Genomic DNA, 21,829 nt, shown 5'->3' on the forward strand with positions numbered 1-21,829 from the left:
CAAACAAGTAAAACGACAGCGCGGTGATGCTTTTGATTTGACTGAGGCAAGCTGCCATTTGAACTACCAAGTGCAATGGCGCTTGCTGACTTAAAATAATAACTAGGCGATAAAGCGCCTATTGCTCAACCTTTGAAGTTAATGCGGCGAAGTTAAAACCACCAAAAGCCAGAGCGAAGTTGGGAACAGCAGGTGAGGGCGGTTGAACTGTTATTTGTATTAAGCGAAACGCAGTTTAGGCTGACGCCTTCTAACTTTCCAATAACGGGCGCAGGCATGTGGGGCATAATGGCGAAGCCGCCCCACGTGTATGCGTCCCAGCGAACGCAGTGAGTGTGTTGATTGGGTTGTTATGCATCATTCTCTAAAACATCCAAGTTGCATTGGACTAAATTTGCGCCATCTAGGTTAGCGCACTCTGTAAAACCGTGTTTTTTCAAAGATTCAATGACGGCGTTATTGGTACTGTAGGTTCCGGTACTTAAACCAAAGTCATTTTTATAGATATCTCTTAGGCGAATATCGTCACGAAACATGAGCGACACTGCAAGAATATACTGAAATTTCGCAGCTTCTTTGTCCTGCAATGAGGCCTCATATAAAACAGTAAGAAGCTGGATTTCATCCCAACGATCGGAAGACAAATTGACAGTCGTAACTAACGCATCTATGTATTCTGAACTCTTTTTTGAATGTGTAAAATATTTACCTGCTAAGAACGAAAATACGGCTACTAATATTAGAGCGACAAAAAAGAGTTTATTTTGCATGTTCATCCTGATGCATAACTTTTAAATAAGGGGCGCAGGCACGTAGGGCATAATGGCGAAGCCGCCCTGCGTGTATGCGTCCCAGCCCGCGAAGCGGGCGTGCTTGATTTTTTTGTTATGTGCAATTGCTTCAAACATCAAATTGCTCTTTTACTACTGTTTTGTCTATTTTGGAGAGAACTGGCTGACCTCCTCCATGTAACGCACCATCTGGGTAACTTTTAATCCAGTAACAGCCATTTTCTTTTTCTATATACAGACTGTCCCAACCGCTTTTACTAACAGCGACCTTTTTACACTTGGTACTGACAAAATTTTCAATCTCTATTTGCGAAGAGATGACATCCATATTTAACAACCTTGCACATAACGCCCAACTTAGGGGCAATAACACGCAGGCTAAACTGGGAGCGGAGCGACTGAGCCTGCGTGTTATTGTCCCAGTGAGCGCCAGCGAACGGCTACAGTTGTTTGTTATGTGCTAGTAGCATTTTAAAACCTCTTCACTTGAGCCGCTTGAACCGTCAAGATTTGTCCAACTGACCAATACGGTTATGACGTCCGGTGAATCAAAAGTATCATAAGAGCCTAGCAGTTTATAATCGGCAAAGGGTTTTAGCTTTTGAATTGGTAGCTGCTTTAGTTCGCTCTCAACGATCCTGTTTTCATCATCGTTCTCAAAGGAAATATTAATATTTGATGCATTCGATTTGCCTACATTGCGAACAAATAAAGAACCAGAGACTATTTCTAGATCTATTGTCGTCCTCAGTTTGTCTTTGTTTGACTCTTCGAGTTCCCTTATTTGACGCTGGCTTAGCTCAGCATGAATTTTTTCTAATTCCAAAAACTTTGATTGTGTCTTTCTTGTTCTTATTAAAGCCACAGCAGAAATAGAAGCAGCGATGATTGATACAAGTAAGCTCAATAGGTTTATTGTTGATTCTTCCATAGATTCCAAACTTCCCGTGGCACATAACGCCCCGCATAACGGGCAATTATACGTAGGCTAAAATACCGAGCAAAGCGAGGGGAGCCTACGTGTATTTGTCCCCCGCGAGCGAAGCGAGTGTTAATGCGTTTGTTAGGAGCATTGCTCAGTTCTTCGCAAAGCATTCTATTTCCTGATCAAAACTTCCATTCCATGAGCGTATAACTAACGTGTCTGCGTATGGATATTCCGAGTTATCTTGAGGGAGATTGCAAGAAGCAATTAATTCTGAACCGCACCAATTAGTCCCTCTAGAGTAACTCACCATTGCGTATTTTTCAGAAATGATCTTATTTATAAAATTAAGAGCATCATCGAATGACTTTTCATTGCCAAAGTCACTGAAGTGAGCGTGATATGAATCAAAAGACACAGTTACTTCATCATCACACGTATCAAGAGCAAGGAACGGAACACCATCATTTATCGGGCGCGGAATTTTAACCTCCAAGACAAAAGTATCTTCGTATTGCTTTTCGCAGCAATACTTAGCCCAAGAAGGAAACGTTTCTTTGAACTTCTCTGAGATGCTTTTAGAAAAATCATCCATTGATCGACTGGCTCCTAACACCCCACTAAGGGGCGATAACACATAGGCTAAAATTAGGAACGAAGTGACGCAGCCTATGTGTTAGCGTCCCAGCGAGCAGCGCGAGCGCCTTTAGTGTTTTGTTATATGCTACTCTTAAAAATCTTAATACTACCACTAGTAAACGCACCACTGTCGTATCGTTTTATAGAAGTAGCGAGTTCTTCCAAAGTACAACACTCTAGTTCAGTTCGAAATGGTAATGTATTGTGATTTGTTGAGACTGCACTTACGCGAATTTGTGACGACATTTCATCGAGCCATGCGTAAAACAATTTATCGTTACCAACATTACTTGAACTGTATATCGACAAAACACGGGATAAAAACAACTCAATATCCCTTTTAGTGGTTAGAGTAGTATCCTGCTTACTAAAACCGAATGAAACCAGGTTTTCATTGGCTTCCTGATTTATATCTGAAGAACTTTGAAGAGTTAGTTTTTCTTCTAGTTGTTTTAATTCTTTATTTAAAATCATGAGATGCTTACTGGCATATAACTTCCCACTAAGGGGCGATAATACATGGGCTAAAATTAGGAACGAAGTGACGCAGCCCATGTGTTAGCGTCCCAGCGAGCAAAGCGAGAGACTTGAGTGGTTTGTTATACATCCGAGCTAAAGCCCACGTTGCCACCGCTTTGGATAGATACCTTTAAATACAATGTTATTAAGTTCTTGCCTATCAATATGTCCTTTCTTGCACTTTATGCCATAGTAAATGAAGGCAGTTAAAGCACAAAATGAATATAACGATAAGCAAAGAATTAAGAAGCATATTGTGAACACTACCATTACTGTTCCACTATCGTAGCTACGGATTGGTATATCTGAATCGATTCCAAAACTTGAGGCAATGATAAAGAACAACGGGTATGCTACTAAAAATCCAAATAGGCAACCAATGCCGCCAACTTTCGCAGACTGCGAGTAAAAGTAAGGTTTTAATCTTCTCTGACTATTAATCGCTCGAATTAGCACAACACTTTTCCTAGGATGTATAACTTTAAGCTAAGCGGCGCAGTTGCGTGGGGCATAATGGCGAAGCCGCCCCGCGTAAATGCGTCCGAACGACCGAAGGGAGTGACTTGAGCGCCTTGTTAGAAGCAGAGCCTGTTCCTTTGGCCTTATTAAAAATTAATAAAGTCAGCATACGATTGATTATTAACACAAACAAGTAAAACAACAGTGCTGTGATGGTATTGATTTGACTGAAGCAAGCTGCTATTTGAGCTGACAGACGCAATGGCGCTAGCAAAATTGAAATAATAACTAGGCGATAAAGCGCCTATTGCGCGACCTTCGAAGTCAATGCGGCGAAGTTAAAACCACCTAAAGCCAGAGCGATGTTGGTGAAAGCCGGTGAGGGTAGTTGCATTGGGATTTGTATTAAGCCAAACGAGGTTTAGGCTGACGCCTTATAACACCCGCATAACGGGCAATAACACGTAGGCTAAAATTGGAGCGAAGCGACTGAGCCTACGTGTTATTGTCCCAGCGCGCTTGCGAGCGAGTTAATGCGCTTGTTAGGTCTGTTGCCCGTTGAGTGTGTCCAGTGTTGAGCCAAATGACGGGTTAAATGTACGAGCATAACCCAATTCTACGACATCAATTTCTTTGGTTGCCACATGTGCTTTATCATTGGCATCAACGACTGCTATTTTAATCTTCGTTTTGCCATTTTTTTCTTTAGGATAACTTGCTCCCCAGCATTCTTGCTGTTCGAAGTAGATCACACCATTAACAACTCTGCCTTCGGTTAGGTAGGTATTTGCTGCTATTCCAGTCAGAGAGTTTCCTTGGAGCAAAAAAGGGAATACTTTAATCTTGTCCCCGATCTCGCAATGAAAATCCTCTAATGCTGCAGTTTGAAAGTCTAGCCAAAACCAGCCCAACCTATATTTAAACCACTCTTTGCGGAATGGTTTTATATCCCAATGGTATCCGACCTTAACATATTTAATTTCAGAAGGAGCGCTTCCAATATTTGCAACGCTTAAATACAGAGCAATGGCTGTTTTATGTGTTGGTATTCCGTTGTCTAAGTGTCCTGTAATAGTCGTTGTTGTGAACGTTGGGCCAGGTATTAGCGATAATTTGAACCTTGGCTTTTTCTGAAGAGCGCGAAATATTCCGCTAATCCATCCGAATAGAAGTGTTAAAAGGAATATTATGACGGCTAAAACGCCTTGGTTACCGTTTAACCATTTCAGAGACGAAGTGTAAAATTCCATTTTGAAGACCTAACTTTTAAATAAGGGGCGCAGACGCGTGGGCTATAATGCGAAGCAGCCCACGTGTATGCGTCCCAGCGAACGAAGTGAGTGACTTAATTTTTTTGTTAGGTAACTTAGCGTCCATATCCCTCGATGCTCTTTATTACTAACTTGCCTACATTAGCTTTTTTACACTGATCTACTACAGATACAATGACTGTTGGAACGGTATCGTTGTCGTACAGAACTAATACATTCTTAGGGGATTGTTGCTCAATGTGTGCTATTAACTCTTTAGCGGTTTTAAACTCACTGTTTTTAAAAACAAACTTACCAGCAGCGATGATGATTGAAGTGCCGCCGTTTTTAGCCCATTCTTCGTCTTCTAACGAGTGGTACTTTATTGCTAAATCTATTGAACTCAAATCCATCTGTTACCTAACTTTTAAATAAGGGGCGCAGACCTGTGGGCTAAAATCCGAACGAAGTGAGCCAGCCCACATGTTTGCGTCCCAGCCCGCGCAGCGGGCGTACTTAATTTTTTTGTTATAATGCATTTTTCAATACAGCCTTTGTTTTACCAAGAGGGTTAACCGCTAGGCGCTGAAGCTGCATCCCAAAGTTACAAATTGCTTGAGGCTCGACTTTCATATCAAAGTTAACTTTATAGTTTTCGTTTCTGACATTTGTGAAAGATTCGATGTGAGCAATAGTAACAGCAAACATTGTATGTCCAGAATTGTCTATACAGAAAGCATGAATGGAGAAATATGAAAGATCGGGGGTGGAACGGCTTTTGAACTCGAACTCATCTTTTGTGTTACGAGGAAACTTCTCAAGAAGCTTTCCCAGAAGATCAATCTCCTCTCTATTTGTATAGCAATCTGCTTGACCAGAGAACTGCCCATTGCTACCGAATATAGAGATTTCAAATAAAGATTCATCTTCCCATATTGATGAAACTACGAGCTGACTTTCCATGTTACTCCTGCAATATAACGGCACGCATAATGGGCAAAAACACGTAGGCTATGATACCGAGCGAAGCGAAGGGAGCCTACGTGTTTTTGTCCCCAACGAGCGAAGCGAGTGATTAATGCGTTTGTTAGAACCTGCTGAACTCTTCCAAAAATTCTTGTTTAGAGCCATGGAAAGGGACTTTCTCAACTCTATGCTGAGTAGGCTCACCACCTCTTTGAAAGTCGATGAAAATGTATTGAATCTTATTCATTTCAATTACTTGTGGTTTGTCATCAACGTAAACTACTTGTTGTTCACTTTCGCCCTCCACAAAGGACATTGAATGCATGAACATTACTTGCAAATTCGAATGTTCATGTCTGAAATCGTAGCTTGCACTGACATTAAGCAATTTAACTTCAACGCCTTTGAGCTCAGGCATGGCATTCTGAATATATTCCCTGGCCGTGAACCTAATGGATTCTTGGTCGATTGTTGCCAAGTTACTCCATTGAATCGTATTGCTCGCAGTAGCAAACACACTCCAAAACAAAACTATAAAAGCAGCTAAATTTTTCACTATTGTTCCCTGTGGTTCTAACTTTTAAATAAGGGGCGCAGGCACGTAGGGCATAATGGCGAAGCCGCCCTGCGTGTTTGCGTCCCAGCCCGCGCAGCGGGCGAACTTGATTTTTTTGTTATGTGTTTTCGCTTATTTCTAAAACCACAGTTAACCATAAATTACCCCAACGCTCACGTCTATCTGCCGAACTCAACAATTTAGGTGAAGTGGTTTGATATTCATTGAAAGAATGACGATTGGCAAATAGAGTAGCGGATACAGCACCTTTTTTAACTTTTTCTGCATCGTAAAAAACCGCCACGACTTGGTTGCATCTAGAACATTGAATAAAGGAGGCTTGTTCTGAACCTTGCTTTAAAAAATTGACTGAGGCACTTGAGTTAACGCTTAACTTTCCAAGCGGATCTGATATGTACGCAAGACTATGATGCTTACAAAAGTCGCAGTCACATTCTCTAGGTTGATAGCTTTCGATTGACCTAGGAAGTGATAGTTTTACGCGAACGGCTTCGCATGAGCATGAAGAGAAATAATCCATTTAACCCTCATAAATTAAACCTGCACATAACACCCTAATAAGGGGCAATTACTCGTTGGCGAAAATGGCGCAGCCGCCAACGAGTAATTGTCCCAGTGACCGCAGGGAGCGAGCTTAATTTGCTTGTTATGTTCGTGCCGATTAATCACTCGCTACCTTTCTGGCTTCGTGGTCTAAGCTTGATATAGAAATATAAAGAAATAACAGAAGCTGATGTACAGCCTACACTGAGCAGACCCAACGGTATAGCAACAATAAGCATCTCAGATTTAAACGAGTGTAGAGCGATAATGAAGAAAATTATGCCGAGTAGAATTTCCACAAAAACACTTTCTAGTCCTGATAGGTTTCCAATCTTTAAGCTTTTTCGAAAGTTTCTATATTTAATCAATTAGCTAAGATCCCTTCATTAAAGAACATAACAATTTAGTGTACGGAAAAAATCCTTTATGCAAGGTGGAAAATTTCCATATTTCATTGATTTATTATCCCAGTCTATTTTTTAAGCTCCTGATTGGCAAGTCATTAATGATAACCCCTAAAGCACACCACAAGAAAGGCGGAAAAATTCCGTAATAAATCGGACTTATGCAACTGAATATTTAACTGTGTAAATAAACAGTATTTTTACAAAGTAATTTTTGTCTAATAAATCTCAAATTCCGCAATAGTAATCCTCTTACTGTAAGTAAACCTAAAAATAAATTTATTGATACAAATAGGCATTTTTTAGCGATTATTACGCCTGATAAATCTAGCTTTCAAGCACTATAATGCACTTTATAGTGCGGTTTGAATGTAAAGCACGTCACAAAGACTAACGCGGGTTACCACAAGCAAAGCGGTGACTGAATAATCAACATTGGCAGGTAATTTTATGGCGACGAATAACCCATTTGGCCCTAAAGGTTGGACTCCCGAGCGTTTGGGGTCTCTTTCGGGAAAAACGTTTCTAATCACTGGCGCAAATAGTGGGGCGGGGTTTCAGGCTACGCGAATCTTGCTATCGAAAGGGGGGAGCGTGGTAATGCTAAATCGTAACCCTAGCAAATCAGAAGCTGCCATCGCCAAGCTACAAACCGAGTTTGGTGATGAAGCTAAAGTCAGTTTTATACCATTAGATTTAGCGGAATTGGCGTCAGTAAGGGGCGCGTCGCAAGAAATACTAGAAAAGGTGCCTAAAATCGATGCGCTTATGTGTAATGGTGCAATTGCTCAAATTTCCACACAACAGCTAACTGTCGATGGGTTTGAAAGTCAGTTAGGGGTAAACCATTACGGTCATTTTTTATTATGTGGTTTGCTCTTTGAAAGAATTGAAGCATCAAAAGGCAGAATTGTAGTGGTGTCTAGTGAAGGCCACAAAATGGGATTAAGAGCCATTCAATTCGATGACATGAATTGGGATAAGAACTACCATCCAAATAAAGTGTACAGCCAAAGTAAGCTAGCTCAAATGATGTTTGCCTATGAACTCCAAGGCAAAATAAAACCGCTGGAAAAAGTGTGAAGGTATACGTTTGTCACCCTGGGGCTTCTAATACTTCCCTTATTAGGGAAAGCGCGAGTTTAATGACCCGAATTTCGTGGGCATTTATGGTTAAGATCGGCCTGGCGCAAACGGCTGAAAAGGGCGCGTACCCAGAGGTAATGTGTGCCACCGAAGAAAACTTAAAAGAGCGTGCTTATTATGGCCCAACGGGGCTAATGAATTTTGGTGGCCCGGTAGGTGAGGGTAAGCTTGAATCATTTGTTGTGCAGAAAGACGCGTTAACTCGGTTGTGGGCGCTTTCTGAGAAAGAAACTGCTATTAACTGGCCGCTTTAATTTAATAAGACAGGCGCTTTATGCTTAGGCTCAAAGATGAAAAAATTAATTTTTGGTGTGGGTATCAGTATGTTAATAACAATGAATTCATCGGCTAACAATAGTAGTCAGTTAAGCAATACTCAACAGGCTGCTCAAAGCTTTGAACAAAACTCCGCTCAAAGCTTAATACAAGATATTGAGGGTAATGTTTATCGCACTGTGAAAATTGGCGATAGAGTCTGGCTGGCTGAGAATTTAAGGTCGACTAAATTTCAGGACGGTACCCCGGTTAATACGGGTTTCGTCCCGGATGATAACGACAAAAATCTATCAAGCTATGGCAGGCTTTATCATTGGAATGATGTTTCCAACTCGCGAAATATTTGTCCTGCGGGATGGCGTGTGGCATCAGATGAAGACTGGAAATCGCTAGAGACAGCTATTGGTATTGTCGAATCAGATCTTGATAAAGAAGGATGGAGAGGCGAGAAAGACGTGGCTATTACACTTAAAGCTGCGCAGCCAAATACTTTGTTTAAGCGTTTTGACCAGTCCCAAGTCAATAAGTATAAATTTTCTGCTACGCCAGCGGGTGTAAAGCTTGGTAATTGGTATATAACCCAAGGCATGTATACTGAGTTTTGGACAAGCAGTAATGCCACTGAAAAAGAGGCTTTTGCAAGAACACTTGCCTATTCGTGGTGGAACTCTCATAAGGGAGAAATTCGCCGAACTAAACTCAAAAAGAGTTATATGTTATCGGTTAGGTGCGTAAAAATGTAGGTTAAATGATGCTCCGAACAATTGTTTTAACGGTTTTATTGCTAGTGCTTTTTCTAACTACGGGTTGTGCTACCTCTGAAGCGAAGCCGCTTAATTACCAAGCAGATGATGAGATTGTTGTGCTAGCCCTCGGGTTGGGTAGAAGTGATTGGGCAATGTGGCGTTTTGCTAAGCGGTTGGAGAACGCGAACTATAAAGTATGTCTATTAGACTACGCTACCATCGGGGTGAGTGTGGCTTCGGTATTAGATGAAACAGCCAGCCAAATAGATGTGTGCCTACAAAATGCCCCCAAAGTACATTTTGTAGGGCACTCGCTTGGTGGTTTAGTCATTAGAGCATACTTGCAAAACCATGAAGAAGCCTTAGAAGCCGTGAACGTGGGAAAGGTAGTACTGGTAGGTACACCAAACAAAGGCAGTGAATTAGCCGATCATTATAATGACAGCTGGTTAATGAACCTAGGTGGGGGAATTAGCCGTGCGTTAGTCACTGGCACTAGAAGCTTGGGCAATAACCTTGATGCGGTAGATTTCACTATTGGCATTATTGCGGGCACCAAGCCGTTAGGCTTAACGAACGACAGGTTCAACGGGCCAAACGATGGCCTGGTATCAGTAGAGTCTACTAAATTGGAAGGCATGACTGATTTTATCACCATCGACGTTGGCCATTCTCAAATGCGATATAGCGAAGAAGTGGCAAAGCAAACTGTTCATTTTTTACAAAAAGGCGCATTTGACCACTAGCGCCATGCTGCTCACCTTTGTTAGGTGAGCGTTTCGTAATTAGTAAATACTTTATAAAGCTGTGTGCCACTTAATACCGATGCAGACGGAAAGTGCAAAATAGGGATTAAATCGCAAGGAGCGTTTAATAAGCGGCTGCCATTATCGTTATCAAGCTCGTCAATATTTAGAATTTTCGCAAGGGGCTCACCAGCCTTAATGCTTTCCCCCGGTTTTGCCAGGTATTCCACCATGCCGCCCCAGTCAGTAAACAGGGTTTTATAGTCTTTTAGCATTACCCCTAACCGAGTCATATCATTAGGCTTAACATCACAATTGTGCAGTGCGCCTTTTGCATTTAGGTAACTGAGTATACTAAGTGCATCCACATCGCCCTCGGTGAAATTAATCACCTCTTGGCTACCCATTTCAAGCGTAAAAGCTTCAACGTTAAACTCAATATTTCGCTGCAGGTTTGCCTCAATACTTTCTTGTAGCGTCCACCATGGGCAAAAAGTAGCTTCATCTAATGCGCCAGCAAAAACATTGGGAATAAAAATACAATGGGGTATGTTAAACAAACTAGCGCTAGGCTTAGCATACTCAGGCACATAAATATGGCGTGTTGAAACAGGGCCGTTATGCAAATCCAGTACAAAATCAGCGTTCACCGCTAATTGCTGTAGTTTTAAGTTTAGCTGCTGTGCTAAGCCCAAACCCCAAGGTGTGGCAAGCTTAGTATCTATCGCGTTTGATAAAAACGCTCTGAAACGCTGCTTTATGCCTTGTACCGACTCTTCTGGGGTAACGGTGTTAGCAAATTGCTCAACACTGTCTTTGTCAAAATGATAGCCTCGGTTCCAATTGGTGCCGTTGACAGGGTCGAAGCGGCCCATGGTGTATTCGCCGGCTTTTATATTAGTGCCCACCGGGTTGCAATTGGGTACCAAGATAACTTCACCACAAATATCCATGTCTTTTAAGCGTTGGATAAGGTGGTATATCACTACGTTACCTTGCACTTCGGCGCCATGTATCGAACTTTGAATGTATACGGTGGGGCCGGGTCTTGCGCCTCGCATTCTGTAAATGGGCACATTCATGTTTCTGCCAGAGGCGTTTTGCGCCACGACAATATGCTGCTTAACAACCTCAGTTGTCATAACTCTCTCTTTTTAATTCGTTGTTATTCATGTCGTTGTTAGTTATTGATGCTCTCGTTAGCGCTAATGCTAGCGCTTATATTAGTGCCAATATAAGTACTTATGCAGGAACTTATAAAACGCCCATGCTAATACTTTTGTTACTCATATGCGCTAACCTTCATCAACATCTTTATTCTGATTACCACAAACATCACACTGCAGTGTGGCGGGTAGCGTCCATTGTTGCCATTCATGCTGCAAACCATCGAAGGTCAACAAGGTATTTACCGGAACTGAACCTACTCCCATTAATACCTGCATGGCAAGCAGTGCTTGGTAGGTCCCTACAATGTTCACGATGGGCGAAAAAATACCTGCTTCGGTACAGCTTAATTCAGGCGCGCTAAATAACCTACGTAAACACGCATAGCATTGGCTTTCGCCGGGTTTAGCTACGAATAATTGACCTTCAAAGCGAATGGCTGCCCCAGAAATTAAAGGAACGCCGTGTTTATAACACAAGCGGTTTATAAGGTCGCGGCTTTGAGTATTATCGGTGCAATCAAGCACAATGTCGTGCTCGCCAAACAGTTTGTGGGTATTGATTTCAGGTTTCTCTAATTCAGTCGCACCTGTCTTAGTAGCCCCTTCCTCTGCGCTGTTTGTCTCAGTGCGTTCTTCTCCCGCGCGGTTTCCAGCAGTAAGTGGCATATTGTCTTGAAGCAAACTCGCTTCAATACTGACAATTTCACAATCGCTATTCATTTGCGATAGTCTGACTTTCGCTGCCATCACTTTTGACTGTCCAACTTGGCTTTCATCGAACAAGGTTTGGCGGGGGAGGTTGGTATGCTCAACAATATCGTTGTCTATCAGCGTAATTTTGCCCACACCACTGCCACATAAGTTCGTGGCCGCCGCATTACCTAAACCGCCTACACCAATTATTAGAATGCGAGACGACGCCAACAATTCCTGACCATCAATATCAACTTGAGGCAGTACAATTTGCCGGTTGTATCGCATTACCTGCTTAGTAGATAGCGGGGTTTTCATTTACGCATTAACCTTAGTGTAAAAATAAGTGAGCAAGTAAGGCACAGTAGCAAAAAGGAAACTGGTTGCCCAAGTAATTGACATCCAAGCTATTGAATACAATCCTTTTACCCTCATAGATAAATTGTATTATTTACGTTGTGCTTTTTAGCTTTACCACTATTTTTAATTCATATTGGTACAAGGCAATGAGTCATGCTCCCAATCCACAACAATTTTCAGGTTGGGCGCAGCATGTTATAAAATCGACTCTTTATAACAGCTCAGCGTCTGACTAAAAAACCGGAGCGCCGCTGGCGCAGTATATGTTGCCGCATACATCAATGTGGTAAGCTGAACGTAACATGATGTATTAATTTAGGCGTACTTTATCAAAGCCTGAATAAATGTCGCATATCAATTTAGGATTTCTTATGTCTGTAGTTAGTCAGCCGCTTAATTTGGCGGTACTTACCATTTCTGACACCCGCACACTTGAAAATGATAAGTCAGGGGATTATTTAACTAACGCATTAAATACTGCGGGGCATAACTTAGGCGACAGAGCCTTAGTAAAAGACGATATCTATCAGCAGCGCGCTATAGTGTCGGCGTGGATAGCAAACCCCGATATTAACGGTATATTAATTACTGGTGGCACGGGCTTCACCCACAGAGACTCTACGCCAGAAGCTATCAGTGTGTTGTTCGATAAACAGGTCGATGGCTTTGGTGAATTGTTTCGCCAGGTAAGCTACCAAGAAATTGGTACTTCTACCATCCAGTCTCGCGCTATTGCTGGTTTTGCCAACAATACTGTCATCTTTTGCTTACCCGGCTCTACAGGCGCTTGTAAAACCGGTTGGGAAAAAATTATTGCTAGCCAGTTAGATGTCGATTTTAAACCCTGTAATTTCGTTAAACACTTGGTGTCGTAATGGCCACATTTAGTCATTTAAATGCAGGCGGCGAAGCTAACATGGTGGATGTTAGCGATAAAGCAGTAACCGTCAGAGAAGCCACTGCCCAAGGGTATTTATATACCAGTCCAGAGGTTATCGACCAAATAAGCAATGCCACTATTGCCAAGGGCGACGTATTTGCCGTTGCGCGTATTGCAGGTATTCAGGGGGCAAAGCGATGCGCCGATCTCATTCCGTTATGCCACCCTCTTGCGCTCTCGAAAGTAGATGTAAACTTTGCCATCGAGCCCGAAAATAACCGCATAAAAACCACCTGTTTTTGTAAACTAAGTGGCAAAACAGGGGTAGAGATGGAAGCCCTTACCGGTGTGAACGTGGCCCTGCTTACCTTGTTTGATATGTGTAAGGCTATCGACCCTGGTATGCGCTTAGAAGGCATTCAGGTACTCGATAAAAAAGGGGGTAAAACGGGTCATTGGCAAAGCATCGATGAGCCGGCTAGCAGCCACACCAACGACAATAAAACATTAGGTGAGTAATTTACCTTCATAGGACTCAACATGAATGTAACCGTGAAAACCTTTGCGCAATTACGTGAAATTACCCAAGAAGGTAGCTTTACATTAACGCTGCCTGAAAGTGCCATCACCATGGGTGACGTTATTACCTTGCTAAAAAGCCGTAGTGACAAATGGTCGCAAGCCCTTGGTGCCTCTGCTGGTAGCGAGAATGGCAGTGTATTAATGGCGCGAAACCAGCAACTGTGCGATATACAAACTCATGTGCAACCAGGTGACGAACTTGCCTTTTTCCCACCAGTAACAGGGGGGTAATCATGTTCGCATTAATTGGCGACGCCGATTTCGATCAACAGTGGTTATACAATCGCTTACGCCAAGAAGCTAGCCAAAAAGCCAAAGGCAATGTAGGCGCTATTGTTACTTTTACCGGCTTGGTACGAGACAACAATGCCGATGGTAATATTTTAGGTATTGAGCTTGAACATTACCCTGGCATGACAGAGCAAGCCCTAACCAACTTAGTGCAAGAAGCCATCACTCGATTTTCGCTCACCTCGGCAGGCGCGGTTCATCGTGTTGGCCGATTATATAACGACGAGCAAATAGTCTGGGTTGGCACTGCCGCACCCCATCGCGCTGCGGCATTTGAAGGCGCTAACTTTTTAATGGATATGCTTAAGCAATCTGTCCCCTTGTGGAAAAAAGAGTTCACCCGAGATAATTCTCGTTGGGTTGAGGTAAAAGCCTCAGACGACAAGGCCGCTTTGGCCTGGTTGAGAGAAAAATAGCAATGGCGGTTGGCGCAAAGATACCGGCGTGTTTAAAAATGATACTCACGTATTTAAGAATTTCCCCCGCGTTTTTAAGCATGCAAGTTGGTAACCCTAAAGGCCGCGCGGGTGCGTTTCTATCCGTTGTTTTTTTTACTCTGTGTCTTGTCTGTAATGCGGCAGTATCAGACACTACTCTCTCTTCATATGAACAGACCTACGCTTATAAAAATGCCATTGCTGATAATAATGCTATTTCCAAAAACAACCATCAGCATGATGAACACCATGAAGTAGTCGCTTCTAAGGAAGATGTCGCCACTTATGACACGGCAGTGCCCATATTGTCTTCGCCATTACAAATTGCTGTAGCCGCAAATTTTGCTAAACCTTTACGCACCATCGCCAATGATTATTTCAAGAAAACCGGGCAAGAAGTCAGTGTTACCGTTTCTTCCAGTGGAACCCTATTTGCGCAGCTTACTCATGGTGCTCAATTTGATGTATTCCTCTCTGCCGATACAGCCAGGCCCAATGCGTTGATAAAGGCAGGGCGTGTTAGCGCTGAAGATGTGCATGTTTACGCTAAAGGTAGGTTGGCCTTTCTGTCTTCTCATACTACCGCTTCAACACCACACTTTACTGCTGGGGCATTGGCTGGGAAAAAGCTGGCTATCGCTAACCCTAAACTTGCTCCTTATGGCAACGCAGCAAAGCAGTATCTTGTTAATACCAATCAGTGGAATGCTGTTTCCCCCCATATTGTGATGGGTAAAAACGTACTTCAAACCTATCAGTTTTTTACTACAGGTAACGCCGATTATGCCTTGGTGGCATACTCCCTCGCCCTAGCTGACAAGCGAATTAATTGGACTGATAAGCGAATAAATGAGGCTGATGAGCAAAATATTTCTGGGCGCAATGCTTATGTCGAAAGCGGGGTCGAAGGCGATGGGGCAATACTCATTCCCGACACCCTACATCAACCAATATTACAAAGCCTTGCAGTTACCGCCGCAGCCGACAGAAAAGCCGCAGCATCTGCATTTGCTCGTTACTTATTGTCATTAGACGTACAGGGAAATTTGCCCAATTGGGGCTATCAACCCGCTGATGATTCATTATCGGTTAGCGTAACTTCCAGTATTAATGAGAACAAGCGAGTAGATAACAGAGTCACTAGGGGTATACCATAAATGCTAGAACATAGCGCCTTTGCTGCGGTAGGGTTAACCCTAAAACTGGCCTTTTTAACCAGCGTGCTGTTAATGGTATTGGTTACTCCTCTGGCGTGGAAGTTGGCAAATTGGCAACATAAATTAAAACCCGTATTCATGTCGGTACTTGCATTACCTTTAGTGCTTCCACCCACCGTGCTCGGCTTTTACCTGTTGGTGGCTTTTTCGCCCCAAAGCCCAGTTGGGGAAGGGTGGCAATGGCTCACAGGCCATCAGCTAGCGTTTAGTTTTGAAGGCTTAGTGATAGGCTCTTTTATTTACTCATTACCCTTTGCGCTGCAGCCCTTGTATAGCGGCTTTACTCAACTCGATAAACGGTATGTTGAAGTGGCGCATTCATTAGGCTTTGGAAAAATAGAGGCGTTTTTCAGCATCATACTTCCTTTGTGCAAAGCGCCGTTGATAGTGGCATTCGGTCTTAGCTTTGCGCATACCATTGGTGAATTTGGTGTGGTGTTAATGATTGGGGGGAATATTCCAGGCGAAACCCAAGTGCTCTCAATTGCATTGTATGAACACGTTGAAGCCTTAGAATATGGCCAAGCACATGCACTTTCGTTGGGGCTACTATTGTTTTCATTTTTACTGCTTACGCTGCTGTATCGCTTTAATGGAAAAGGAGGACAAGGTTGGAGTTCAATGTCTCGTTAGTAAACCGCATTAGTGCGAAAGCCGCATTACCATCTTCCATGCAGGTAGTGGGTATTACTGGGCCATCAGGCGCAGGCAAAAGCAGTTTGCTTCGTGCGCTAGCTGGGTTCGAACAAGAAGCATCAGTAAGTGTTAATTGGTTTGCTGAAGACGCTAAACCTATTGCTAGCGCAACAGTTAACGCGCATTCAGTTACCAAGGCAATAAACGTAAATAGCGCGCCCATCCGCGTGCGGGTAGGTTTGGTATTTCAGCAGCCTATGCTATTTCCTCATGTAAATGTAAAAGGCAATTTAGCACTGGCCGAACGTCATGCTGGCTCAAAGGCGTTAAAAGTTGAGCATGCTATTGCTGGTTGTGAGTGCGAACATTTACTGCATAAATCAATAGACAGCCTTTCAGGTGGTGAAGCGCAGCGGGTGGCATTAGCGCGTGCATTGGTTAATGGGCCAGATGTGCTGATGCTTGATGAGTCGTTAAGCGCATTAGATGCGGCTTTACGCAGCAAAATCCTACGATTTCTAGTCAAAACCTGTGGGCGCCTAAATATAAAATTGATCATGGTGTCTCACGATGTTCAAGACTTGGCTCTATTCTGTGATGGGCTGATATCTGTTGTTGATGGCGAGGTAGAGGCGACGGGTTCAGTAGCTTACGTTATGGCGAAAATCGCTAGCCAAGGAAGCGTAGAAAACCCCTGTGCCATTTTAGAAGGTGAGATAATTAAGAACTCGGATGATTTTCCTCACCCGTTTACGCGTTTGAATGTAAGCGGCAATATATTGTACGCCAAAGCTACCGTGCAATGTGATAGTAAACTGAATACAAATAATAAAGACGAGCAAGGGTTGAGCACTGACCAGCATCAGCAGCGAGGAAAAATAGCCGTTTTTGCCAGCGAGGTGAGTATCGATACCAATACAAAAGTGAATGTGCCCTCTAGCAGTATCTTAAACGCGTTACCGTGCGAAGTAGTGGAAATTTACCACCCTGAAATACCGCAATCTGAAAACCAGCAACTACAAACCGCAATCGTGATGCTAACTCATGGTAATCAAGTGTTGTATGCCAGAGTAAGCACCTTGTCGATTGAAAGGTTGAAACTTGAACCTGGTTTATCCGTGGTGGCTAGGTTCAAACTTCAGTAGGTTTGCAAAGCGTTTTAAAGTGCAGCGTTTACTATTCCTAGGTACTAACTTCCTAGATCTAAGTTCTCTAGATCTAAGTTTTCTAGGTCTAAATTCCCAGCCTTATATTCCCATTGTCTAAATTGCCGCTGAATAGCGAGAGATATGATGATCTTTATTTAGGTAAGCATCGAACCTTGCACATATTGCTCTTATATAAATGCGAGACTTATCGGGCACATTAATATATCGGTCACTAAGCTCAATAATACCGTCGGTCACTAAGGATTTAAGGCTCGTTAATTCAATACAGAAATAGCCATTGAATTTTATGCCATATTTATCTTCAATGTCTTTTTTGTCTAAATACAAATTGCACATTAAAGACATAATCACGTCTCGGCGGATGCGATCGTCTAGGCTTAACGCAATGCCGTTAGCGGTTAGCGGAATGTCGTTGTCCAACCGGTTGTAATAGTCTTTGAGTTGCTTAGGATTCTGGCCATATGCATTGCCAATTGTACTAATGGCAGATACGCCCAAACCAAGTAAATCACTGTTTTTATGCGTGGTGTAGCCTTGAAAATTTCGGTGTAATACATGGTTATGCTTAGCCATGGCTAGGGTATCGCTGGGCTTCGCAAAGTGATCTAAACCAATCATTTCAAAGCCTGTTTTAGAAAAACTTTCTACTGCCATTTGGTGCATTGCCGCTTTTTCATCCGGGGTGGGTAGAGTATCTAGCGGTATTTTGCGTTGGGCGGCAAATCTGTCGGGTAAGTGGGCATAACTAAAAAGAGAGATTCTGTCCGGTGACATGGCTTTTACTGCTACTACCGTGGTGCGAAACTTCTCCATAGTTTGTTTGGGCAAACCATAAATTATGTCTAGATTAACCGAGGTATACCCTATGTTTTTTGCATCAAACACTAAACTGGCAATGTGCGCCGTACTTTGAACCCGATTGATAGACTGCTGAACATCTACATTTATATCTTGTACACCAAAGCTAACGCGGGTGTAACCTAACTCATTTAAATCTTCTAGGTATTCACAGGTCACATTTCTAGGATCTAACTCAATCGAAAACTCTGCTTCGCTTGAAATAAGAAAGTGTTTCTTAATCAAATACATTAAATAAGTATGTTGTATTGCTGAAAGAAAACTGGGAGATCCTCCACCTAAATGAAGCGCGACTACTTTTTTATCTTTATAAAGCGATTTTTTCGCTACCATCTCTTTTTCAATATAGCTAAGGTAATGGTCGGCTTTTTCGTTGTGGCGAGTTACTATTTTATTGCAGCCACAGTAATAGCAAAGCTGTTCGCAGAAAGGGATGTGAATATATAAGCTTATGGTATCGGCGCCGCAGTTTTCAGACGCGCTCTCTAATAACCCGTCGTTCACCGACTCGAATTTAAGCGCAGTAGGGTAAGAAGTGTAACGTGGCGCCTGTTGTGCATATTTTGTAATTGTACTTGTGGCGCGATCAATTGGCGAATTCATAGTTATTTTCTGCTTAGTTTGCTAGTAAAGTAGCGAAAGACACTTATACAGAGGGTCTTTCTTTCGTGGTAAACCCATTTCATCATTGATAATAATGCAAACTAGTAAGGTGTTTATTGATCTCGTTCAAGGTTTTGCTCTTAAACATACTCATTATAGTCACTTTTCCAATTTTACTAGTACAAGGCCTGCTAGTAAGGAAAAAAACGCTCAAATTACCGGAACCTACCGGTAAAAGAGTGGGTTGTTGCCAGTGCGCTAGCAATGTCCCCAACAAGGTGCATCTTAAAGGCGATGCACATAGCGGCGTTCCGGTAAGCTGTCAGAAAATGAAGGCTCCATTGGCGTTGCTTATTGCAGGAGATTCCGCTGCCGCTGGCGTGGGAGTATCTACTCAAGAACAAGCACTGTCTGGCTGGTTAATTAACAGTTTGTCGGAAAACTTTTGCGTTAATTGGGAGTTAAAGGCCAAGACAGGGGTTAACAGTACGGATTTGTTATCCATGTTGCAGCGGGCTAAACCCAACCTTGATCCTACGTATTATGCTAATTCAACGTCCCTATCAACAATCACTTCTACCCATAGTTTCGACACGCCTCTTCAATGCAGATCGTTCGACGTGGCGGTTATTTCAATAGGGGTAAATGATGTAACAGGTTTTACGTCCTGGCGCCGGTGGCGTAGTAATGTCACGCAAATAATCGAAATACTAAAAGCGCGATACCAGTGCAGGTTGGTGGTATTTACCGCACTGCCTCCTATGCACGAATTTCCCGCGCTACCCCAACCGTTACGTTGGGTGTTAGGGCAAAGAGCGAAGTACCTCAATACCGCCTTGCTTAAGCTGGTGAACAAATATCATGGGGTTAACGTACTCACACTAACCTTAAACCCAATAGGTAATGATCAATCAGACAACACGCTCAAATACATGGCTGAAGATGGCTTTCATCCGCAAGTTGCAGGCTATCAATTGTGGTCTAACGCTGTTGTGAAGTTAGTGAACGAAGAACTTGATGAATTGGTCGGTAAAAATAGCAATGTTGGTTGAAGCTGAAAGGTTCACCCCTACAATACATTATTCATTTAGTAGGTGTTTAAAAACCAACAATATTTATGGCTTCGCGCTGGAGGTGCAATGAAAAAAGTAACGATAGATATGGTGTCAGACGTAGTTTGCCCTTGGTGCATTATTGGTTACGAACGTCTACAAAAAGCCATCGCGCAATTAGACGATATAGAAGTAACTATTCAATTTCACCCGTTTGAACTTAACCCGAACATGCCGCAAGAAGGGCAAGATGTTCGTGAACATATAATGGAAAAATACGGGCTTACACCAGCACAAAGTGATCAAAACCGAAAACAACTTATTGATGCAGGTGCATCGGTTGGTTTTAAGTTTGATTACTTCGACGGCATGCGTATGGCGAATACCTTCAATGCACACCAAGTACTGCACTATGCAGGGGAAAACGGTAAGCAAGAAGCGCTAAAATTACGCTTATTTGCCGCCTATTTCAGTGAAAGAAGAAACGTGAATGATATAGACGTGTTAGTCAACGAAGCGGTGTCTGTGGGGCTAAACGAGCAAGAGGTAAGTGAACTTCTTGCCAATCAAACTTATGCAGATGTGGTTCGAGAGCACGAGAACTTATGGTTGCAACGTGGTATTCAAAGCGTACCTACTTTTGTGATTGGTAATAGCGGTGTTGCAGGTGCACAAGACCCAGATACGTTAGCGCAATTTATTGTTCAGGCATCTACTGAGCAATGAGTAATCAGCTAATACACCTTTTAGCCCAGTGGCATCCGCTAAAGGATGCCCACCAGTGGGTGCTGGGGCTTATATATAAGACGGAAGGCTCTTGTTACAGGAAAGCCGGGGCTGTCATGTTGTTCAGCAATGCTGGGCATCAACTAGGTGTGTTAAGTGGTGGCTGCCTTGAATCAGACATTAACAAACAAGCCCAGCGGGTAATGCAAGATGGTAAGCATCGTACAGCAGTTTATGATGATAACGATGAAGAAGACATTGCCTTTAAACTAGGTGTAGGCTGCGGCGGGGTTGTACATTTAGCGCTGTTACCTATAACTAATGATAATCACTATTTACAGTTACATACTGTGTATTCATATTTGGTGAGCGGGCAACCTTGTTTATGGAAGCAAGAAGTTAATGGCGAACTTTCCTCCTCTGTTAGCGTTTGCGACAACCAGCAAGCGAGTAGCAGCGAACAGGCTGACAACACCACTCGTGTGAAGCCTGAAGCTAAAAAAACGGCCGCTTTACTTGATACCCAAAACGGTAAGTGCTTTCTAACAGTACCTTGTGAACCGCCTCCACACCTACTTATCGTTGGCGGTGGATACGATGCCATTTTTGTGGTGAAGATGGCAGTGCAGCAAGGGTGGTCGGTGAGCGTATGGGATCCTAGGCCAGCACAGGCAAGGGTAGAGCACTTCGGTGATGCTAACTTTATTGTCGAGTCGACAGAAGCCGAAGCACTGAATTTGCATGTGGCAGAACACAATATCGATGCAGCGGTGTTGATGTCTCATCACCGACAAATAGACAGTAATGCCTTAGCAATGTTATCTCGGTACCCGCTGAAGTACGTGGCCATGTTAGGACCTATTCACCGTAAAGATGAAATATTCGCGTTAGCTGGGATTAAAGAAAGTGATTTTCAAGGCTTCTTCGCCAGCCCTGCGGGGTTTGATATCGGCGGCGACTTGCCAGAAAGTATCGCGTTGTCGATTATTGCTCAGTGCCATGCAGTACTGGCAAACAAATTACCGACATTAAAGTAGTTATGTGCAATACGCAGTTTATATACACCGCTCCTTAACAGTCTTATACATGGCCTCATAAAAAGCCCTGTGCAAGCCCCATAAAAGCCGCCTTAACTGCGTCCATAACTGCCACGAAGTAGACACGAAGTA

Annotated in this window: 27 protein-coding genes; 14 read left to right on the forward strand and 13 right to left on the reverse strand. The window is 43.0% G+C overall.

Annotated elements, in window-relative coordinates; translation table 11 throughout:
- Positions 1-350 precede the first annotated feature (350 nt).
- The 10 genes from C7Y69_RS11080 to C7Y69_RS11135 all read right to left on the reverse strand — a co-directional run bounded on the left by C7Y69_RS11080 (position 351) and on the right by C7Y69_RS11135 (position 6,646).
- Positions 351-770: a hypothetical protein gene (locus C7Y69_RS11080; RefSeq protein WP_126872735.1), complete on the reverse strand. Its 420-nt coding sequence runs from the start codon at positions 768-770 to the stop codon at positions 351-353.
- Between the two features lie 130 nt (positions 771-900).
- Positions 901-1,119 (reverse strand): Imm27 family immunity protein, encoded by a 219-nt coding sequence (locus tag C7Y69_RS11085; protein WP_126872736.1) that lies wholly within the window; start codon positions 1,117-1,119, stop codon positions 901-903.
- A 132-nt stretch (positions 1,120-1,251) separates the two neighbouring features.
- Positions 1,252-1,722 carry a hypothetical protein gene (locus C7Y69_RS11090; RefSeq protein WP_126872737.1) on the reverse strand — a complete coding sequence of 157 codons (471 nt, stop codon included), beginning with the start codon at positions 1,720-1,722 and terminating at the stop codon, positions 1,252-1,254.
- 145 nt (positions 1,723-1,867) lie between these two features.
- Positions 1,868-2,311, reverse strand: coding sequence for a hypothetical protein (locus tag C7Y69_RS11095; RefSeq protein ID WP_126872738.1), 444 nt, complete (start codon positions 2,309-2,311; stop codon positions 1,868-1,870).
- A 122-nt stretch (positions 2,312-2,433) separates the two neighbouring features.
- Positions 2,434-2,829, reverse strand: a complete 396-nt coding sequence (locus C7Y69_RS11100; RefSeq protein WP_126872739.1) for a hypothetical protein — start codon at positions 2,827-2,829, stop codon at positions 2,434-2,436.
- Positions 2,830-3,875: 1,046 nt separating this feature from the next.
- Positions 3,876-4,583 carry a hypothetical protein gene (locus tag C7Y69_RS11115; protein ID WP_126872741.1) on the reverse strand — a complete coding sequence of 236 codons (708 nt, stop codon included), beginning with the start codon at positions 4,581-4,583 and terminating at the stop codon, positions 3,876-3,878.
- Between the two features lie 116 nt (positions 4,584-4,699).
- Positions 4,700-4,996 (reverse strand): hypothetical protein, encoded by a 297-nt coding sequence (locus tag C7Y69_RS11120; RefSeq protein ID WP_126872742.1) that lies wholly within the window; start codon positions 4,994-4,996, stop codon positions 4,700-4,702.
- A 115-nt stretch (positions 4,997-5,111) separates the two neighbouring features.
- Positions 5,112-5,546, reverse strand: a complete 435-nt coding sequence (locus C7Y69_RS11125) for a hypothetical protein (protein ID WP_126872743.1) — start codon at positions 5,544-5,546, stop codon at positions 5,112-5,114.
- Positions 5,547-5,670: 124 nt separating this feature from the next.
- The gene (locus C7Y69_RS11130; protein WP_126872744.1) at positions 5,671-6,105 is read right to left on the reverse strand and encodes a hypothetical protein; all 435 of its coding nucleotides are present in this window, start codon (positions 6,103-6,105) and stop codon (positions 5,671-5,673) included.
- 118 nt (positions 6,106-6,223) lie between these two features.
- Positions 6,224-6,646, reverse strand: a complete 423-nt coding sequence (locus tag C7Y69_RS11135; protein WP_013785560.1) for a hypothetical protein — start codon at positions 6,644-6,646, stop codon at positions 6,224-6,226.
- An 877-nt stretch (positions 6,647-7,523) separates the two neighbouring features.
- On the opposite strand from C7Y69_RS11135, the gene C7Y69_RS11140 reads away from it, so the two are divergent.
- The 4 genes from C7Y69_RS11140 to C7Y69_RS11150 all read left to right on the forward strand — a co-directional run bounded on the left by C7Y69_RS11140 (position 7,524) and on the right by C7Y69_RS11150 (position 9,987).
- Positions 7,524-8,156: an SDR family NAD(P)-dependent oxidoreductase gene (locus C7Y69_RS11140; protein ID WP_232363199.1), complete on the forward strand. Its 633-nt coding sequence runs from the start codon at positions 7,524-7,526 to the stop codon at positions 8,154-8,156.
- A gap of 62 nt (positions 8,157-8,218) precedes the next feature.
- Entirely contained in the window at positions 8,219-8,473 is a 255-nt protein-coding gene (locus C7Y69_RS21865) for a hypothetical protein (RefSeq protein ID WP_232363200.1), read from the forward strand.
- Positions 8,474-8,509: 36 nt separating this feature from the next.
- Positions 8,510-9,238, forward strand: coding sequence for a fibrobacter succinogenes major paralogous domain-containing protein (locus C7Y69_RS11145; RefSeq protein WP_126872745.1), 729 nt, complete (start codon positions 8,510-8,512; stop codon positions 9,236-9,238).
- A gap of 8 nt (positions 9,239-9,246) precedes the next feature.
- The gene (locus C7Y69_RS11150; RefSeq protein ID WP_260563503.1) at positions 9,247-9,987 is read left to right on the forward strand and encodes a lipase family alpha/beta hydrolase; all 741 of its coding nucleotides are present in this window, start codon (positions 9,247-9,249) and stop codon (positions 9,985-9,987) included.
- Between the two features lie 20 nt (positions 9,988-10,007).
- On the opposite strand, the gene C7Y69_RS11155 is transcribed toward C7Y69_RS11150, so the two are convergent.
- Both C7Y69_RS11155 and C7Y69_RS11160 read right to left on the reverse strand, forming a co-directional pair.
- The gene (locus tag C7Y69_RS11155; RefSeq protein WP_013783767.1) at positions 10,008-11,129 is read right to left on the reverse strand and encodes a succinylglutamate desuccinylase/aspartoacylase family protein; all 1,122 of its coding nucleotides are present in this window, start codon (positions 11,127-11,129) and stop codon (positions 10,008-10,010) included.
- Positions 11,130-11,282: 153 nt separating this feature from the next.
- Positions 11,283-12,167 carry a HesA/MoeB/ThiF family protein gene (locus C7Y69_RS11160; protein WP_126872746.1) on the reverse strand — a complete coding sequence of 295 codons (885 nt, stop codon included), beginning with the start codon at positions 12,165-12,167 and terminating at the stop codon, positions 11,283-11,285.
- Between the two features lie 413 nt (positions 12,168-12,580).
- On the opposite strand from C7Y69_RS11160, the gene moaB reads away from it, so the two are divergent.
- From moaB to C7Y69_RS11195, 7 genes are read left to right on the forward strand one after another with little or no spacing between them, the layout of a single operon-like run.
- The gene (moaB, locus tag C7Y69_RS11165; protein ID WP_013783769.1) at positions 12,581-13,084 is read left to right on the forward strand and encodes a molybdenum cofactor biosynthesis protein B; all 504 of its coding nucleotides are present in this window, start codon (positions 12,581-12,583) and stop codon (positions 13,082-13,084) included.
- Entirely contained in the window at positions 13,084-13,608 is a 525-nt protein-coding gene (gene moaC, locus C7Y69_RS11170) for a cyclic pyranopterin monophosphate synthase MoaC (protein WP_126872747.1), read from the forward strand. The genes moaB and moaC overlap by 1 nt, the downstream gene beginning before the upstream one ends.
- Positions 13,609-13,629: 21 nt before the next feature.
- A complete protein-coding gene (locus C7Y69_RS11175; RefSeq protein WP_126872748.1) occupies positions 13,630-13,902 on the forward strand; it encodes a MoaD/ThiS family protein in 273 nt (90 codons plus the stop codon).
- A gap of 2 nt (positions 13,903-13,904) precedes the next feature.
- A complete protein-coding gene (locus C7Y69_RS11180) occupies positions 13,905-14,378 on the forward strand; it encodes a molybdenum cofactor biosynthesis protein MoaE (protein ID WP_126872749.1) in 474 nt (157 codons plus the stop codon).
- Between the two features lie 2 nt (positions 14,379-14,380).
- The gene (gene modA / locus C7Y69_RS11185) at positions 14,381-15,556 is read left to right on the forward strand and encodes a molybdate ABC transporter substrate-binding protein (RefSeq protein WP_126872750.1); all 1,176 of its coding nucleotides are present in this window, start codon (positions 14,381-14,383) and stop codon (positions 15,554-15,556) included.
- The gene (gene modB, locus C7Y69_RS11190) at positions 15,557-16,249 is read left to right on the forward strand and encodes a molybdate ABC transporter permease subunit (RefSeq protein ID WP_126872751.1); all 693 of its coding nucleotides are present in this window, start codon (positions 15,557-15,559) and stop codon (positions 16,247-16,249) included.
- A complete protein-coding gene (locus tag C7Y69_RS11195; protein ID WP_126872752.1) occupies positions 16,228-17,397 on the forward strand; it encodes an ATP-binding cassette domain-containing protein in 1,170 nt (389 codons plus the stop codon). Before modB ends, C7Y69_RS11195 begins: the two co-directional genes overlap by 22 nt.
- A 117-nt stretch (positions 17,398-17,514) precedes the next feature.
- On the opposite strand, the gene hemN is transcribed toward C7Y69_RS11195, so the two are convergent.
- Positions 17,515-18,882 carry an oxygen-independent coproporphyrinogen III oxidase gene (gene hemN, locus C7Y69_RS11200; RefSeq protein WP_126872753.1) on the reverse strand — a complete coding sequence of 456 codons (1,368 nt, stop codon included), beginning with the start codon at positions 18,880-18,882 and terminating at the stop codon, positions 17,515-17,517.
- 329 nt (positions 18,883-19,211) lie between these two features.
- Here hemN and C7Y69_RS11205 point away from each other — a divergent pair, with 329 nt between their 5' ends.
- The 3 genes from C7Y69_RS11205 to C7Y69_RS11215 all read left to right on the forward strand — a co-directional run bounded on the left by C7Y69_RS11205 (position 19,212) and on the right by C7Y69_RS11215 (position 21,697).
- Positions 19,212-19,934: an SGNH/GDSL hydrolase family protein gene (locus C7Y69_RS11205; RefSeq protein WP_260563504.1), complete on the forward strand. Its 723-nt coding sequence runs from the start codon at positions 19,212-19,214 to the stop codon at positions 19,932-19,934.
- Between the two features lie 87 nt (positions 19,935-20,021).
- On the forward strand, positions 20,022-20,660 hold the full coding sequence (locus C7Y69_RS11210) for a DsbA family oxidoreductase (protein ID WP_126872754.1): 639 nt from the start codon (positions 20,022-20,024) through the stop codon (positions 20,658-20,660).
- The gene (locus C7Y69_RS11215; RefSeq protein WP_126872755.1) at positions 20,657-21,697 is read left to right on the forward strand and encodes an XdhC family protein; all 1,041 of its coding nucleotides are present in this window, start codon (positions 20,657-20,659) and stop codon (positions 21,695-21,697) included. The genes C7Y69_RS11210 and C7Y69_RS11215 overlap by 4 nt, the downstream gene beginning before the upstream one ends.
- Positions 21,698-21,829: the final 132 nt, after the last annotated feature.

This window comes from Alteromonas sp. KS69, assembly GCF_003989595.1.
Taxonomy (GTDB): Bacteria; Pseudomonadota; Gammaproteobacteria; order Enterobacterales; family Alteromonadaceae; genus Alteromonas; species Alteromonas naphthalenivorans.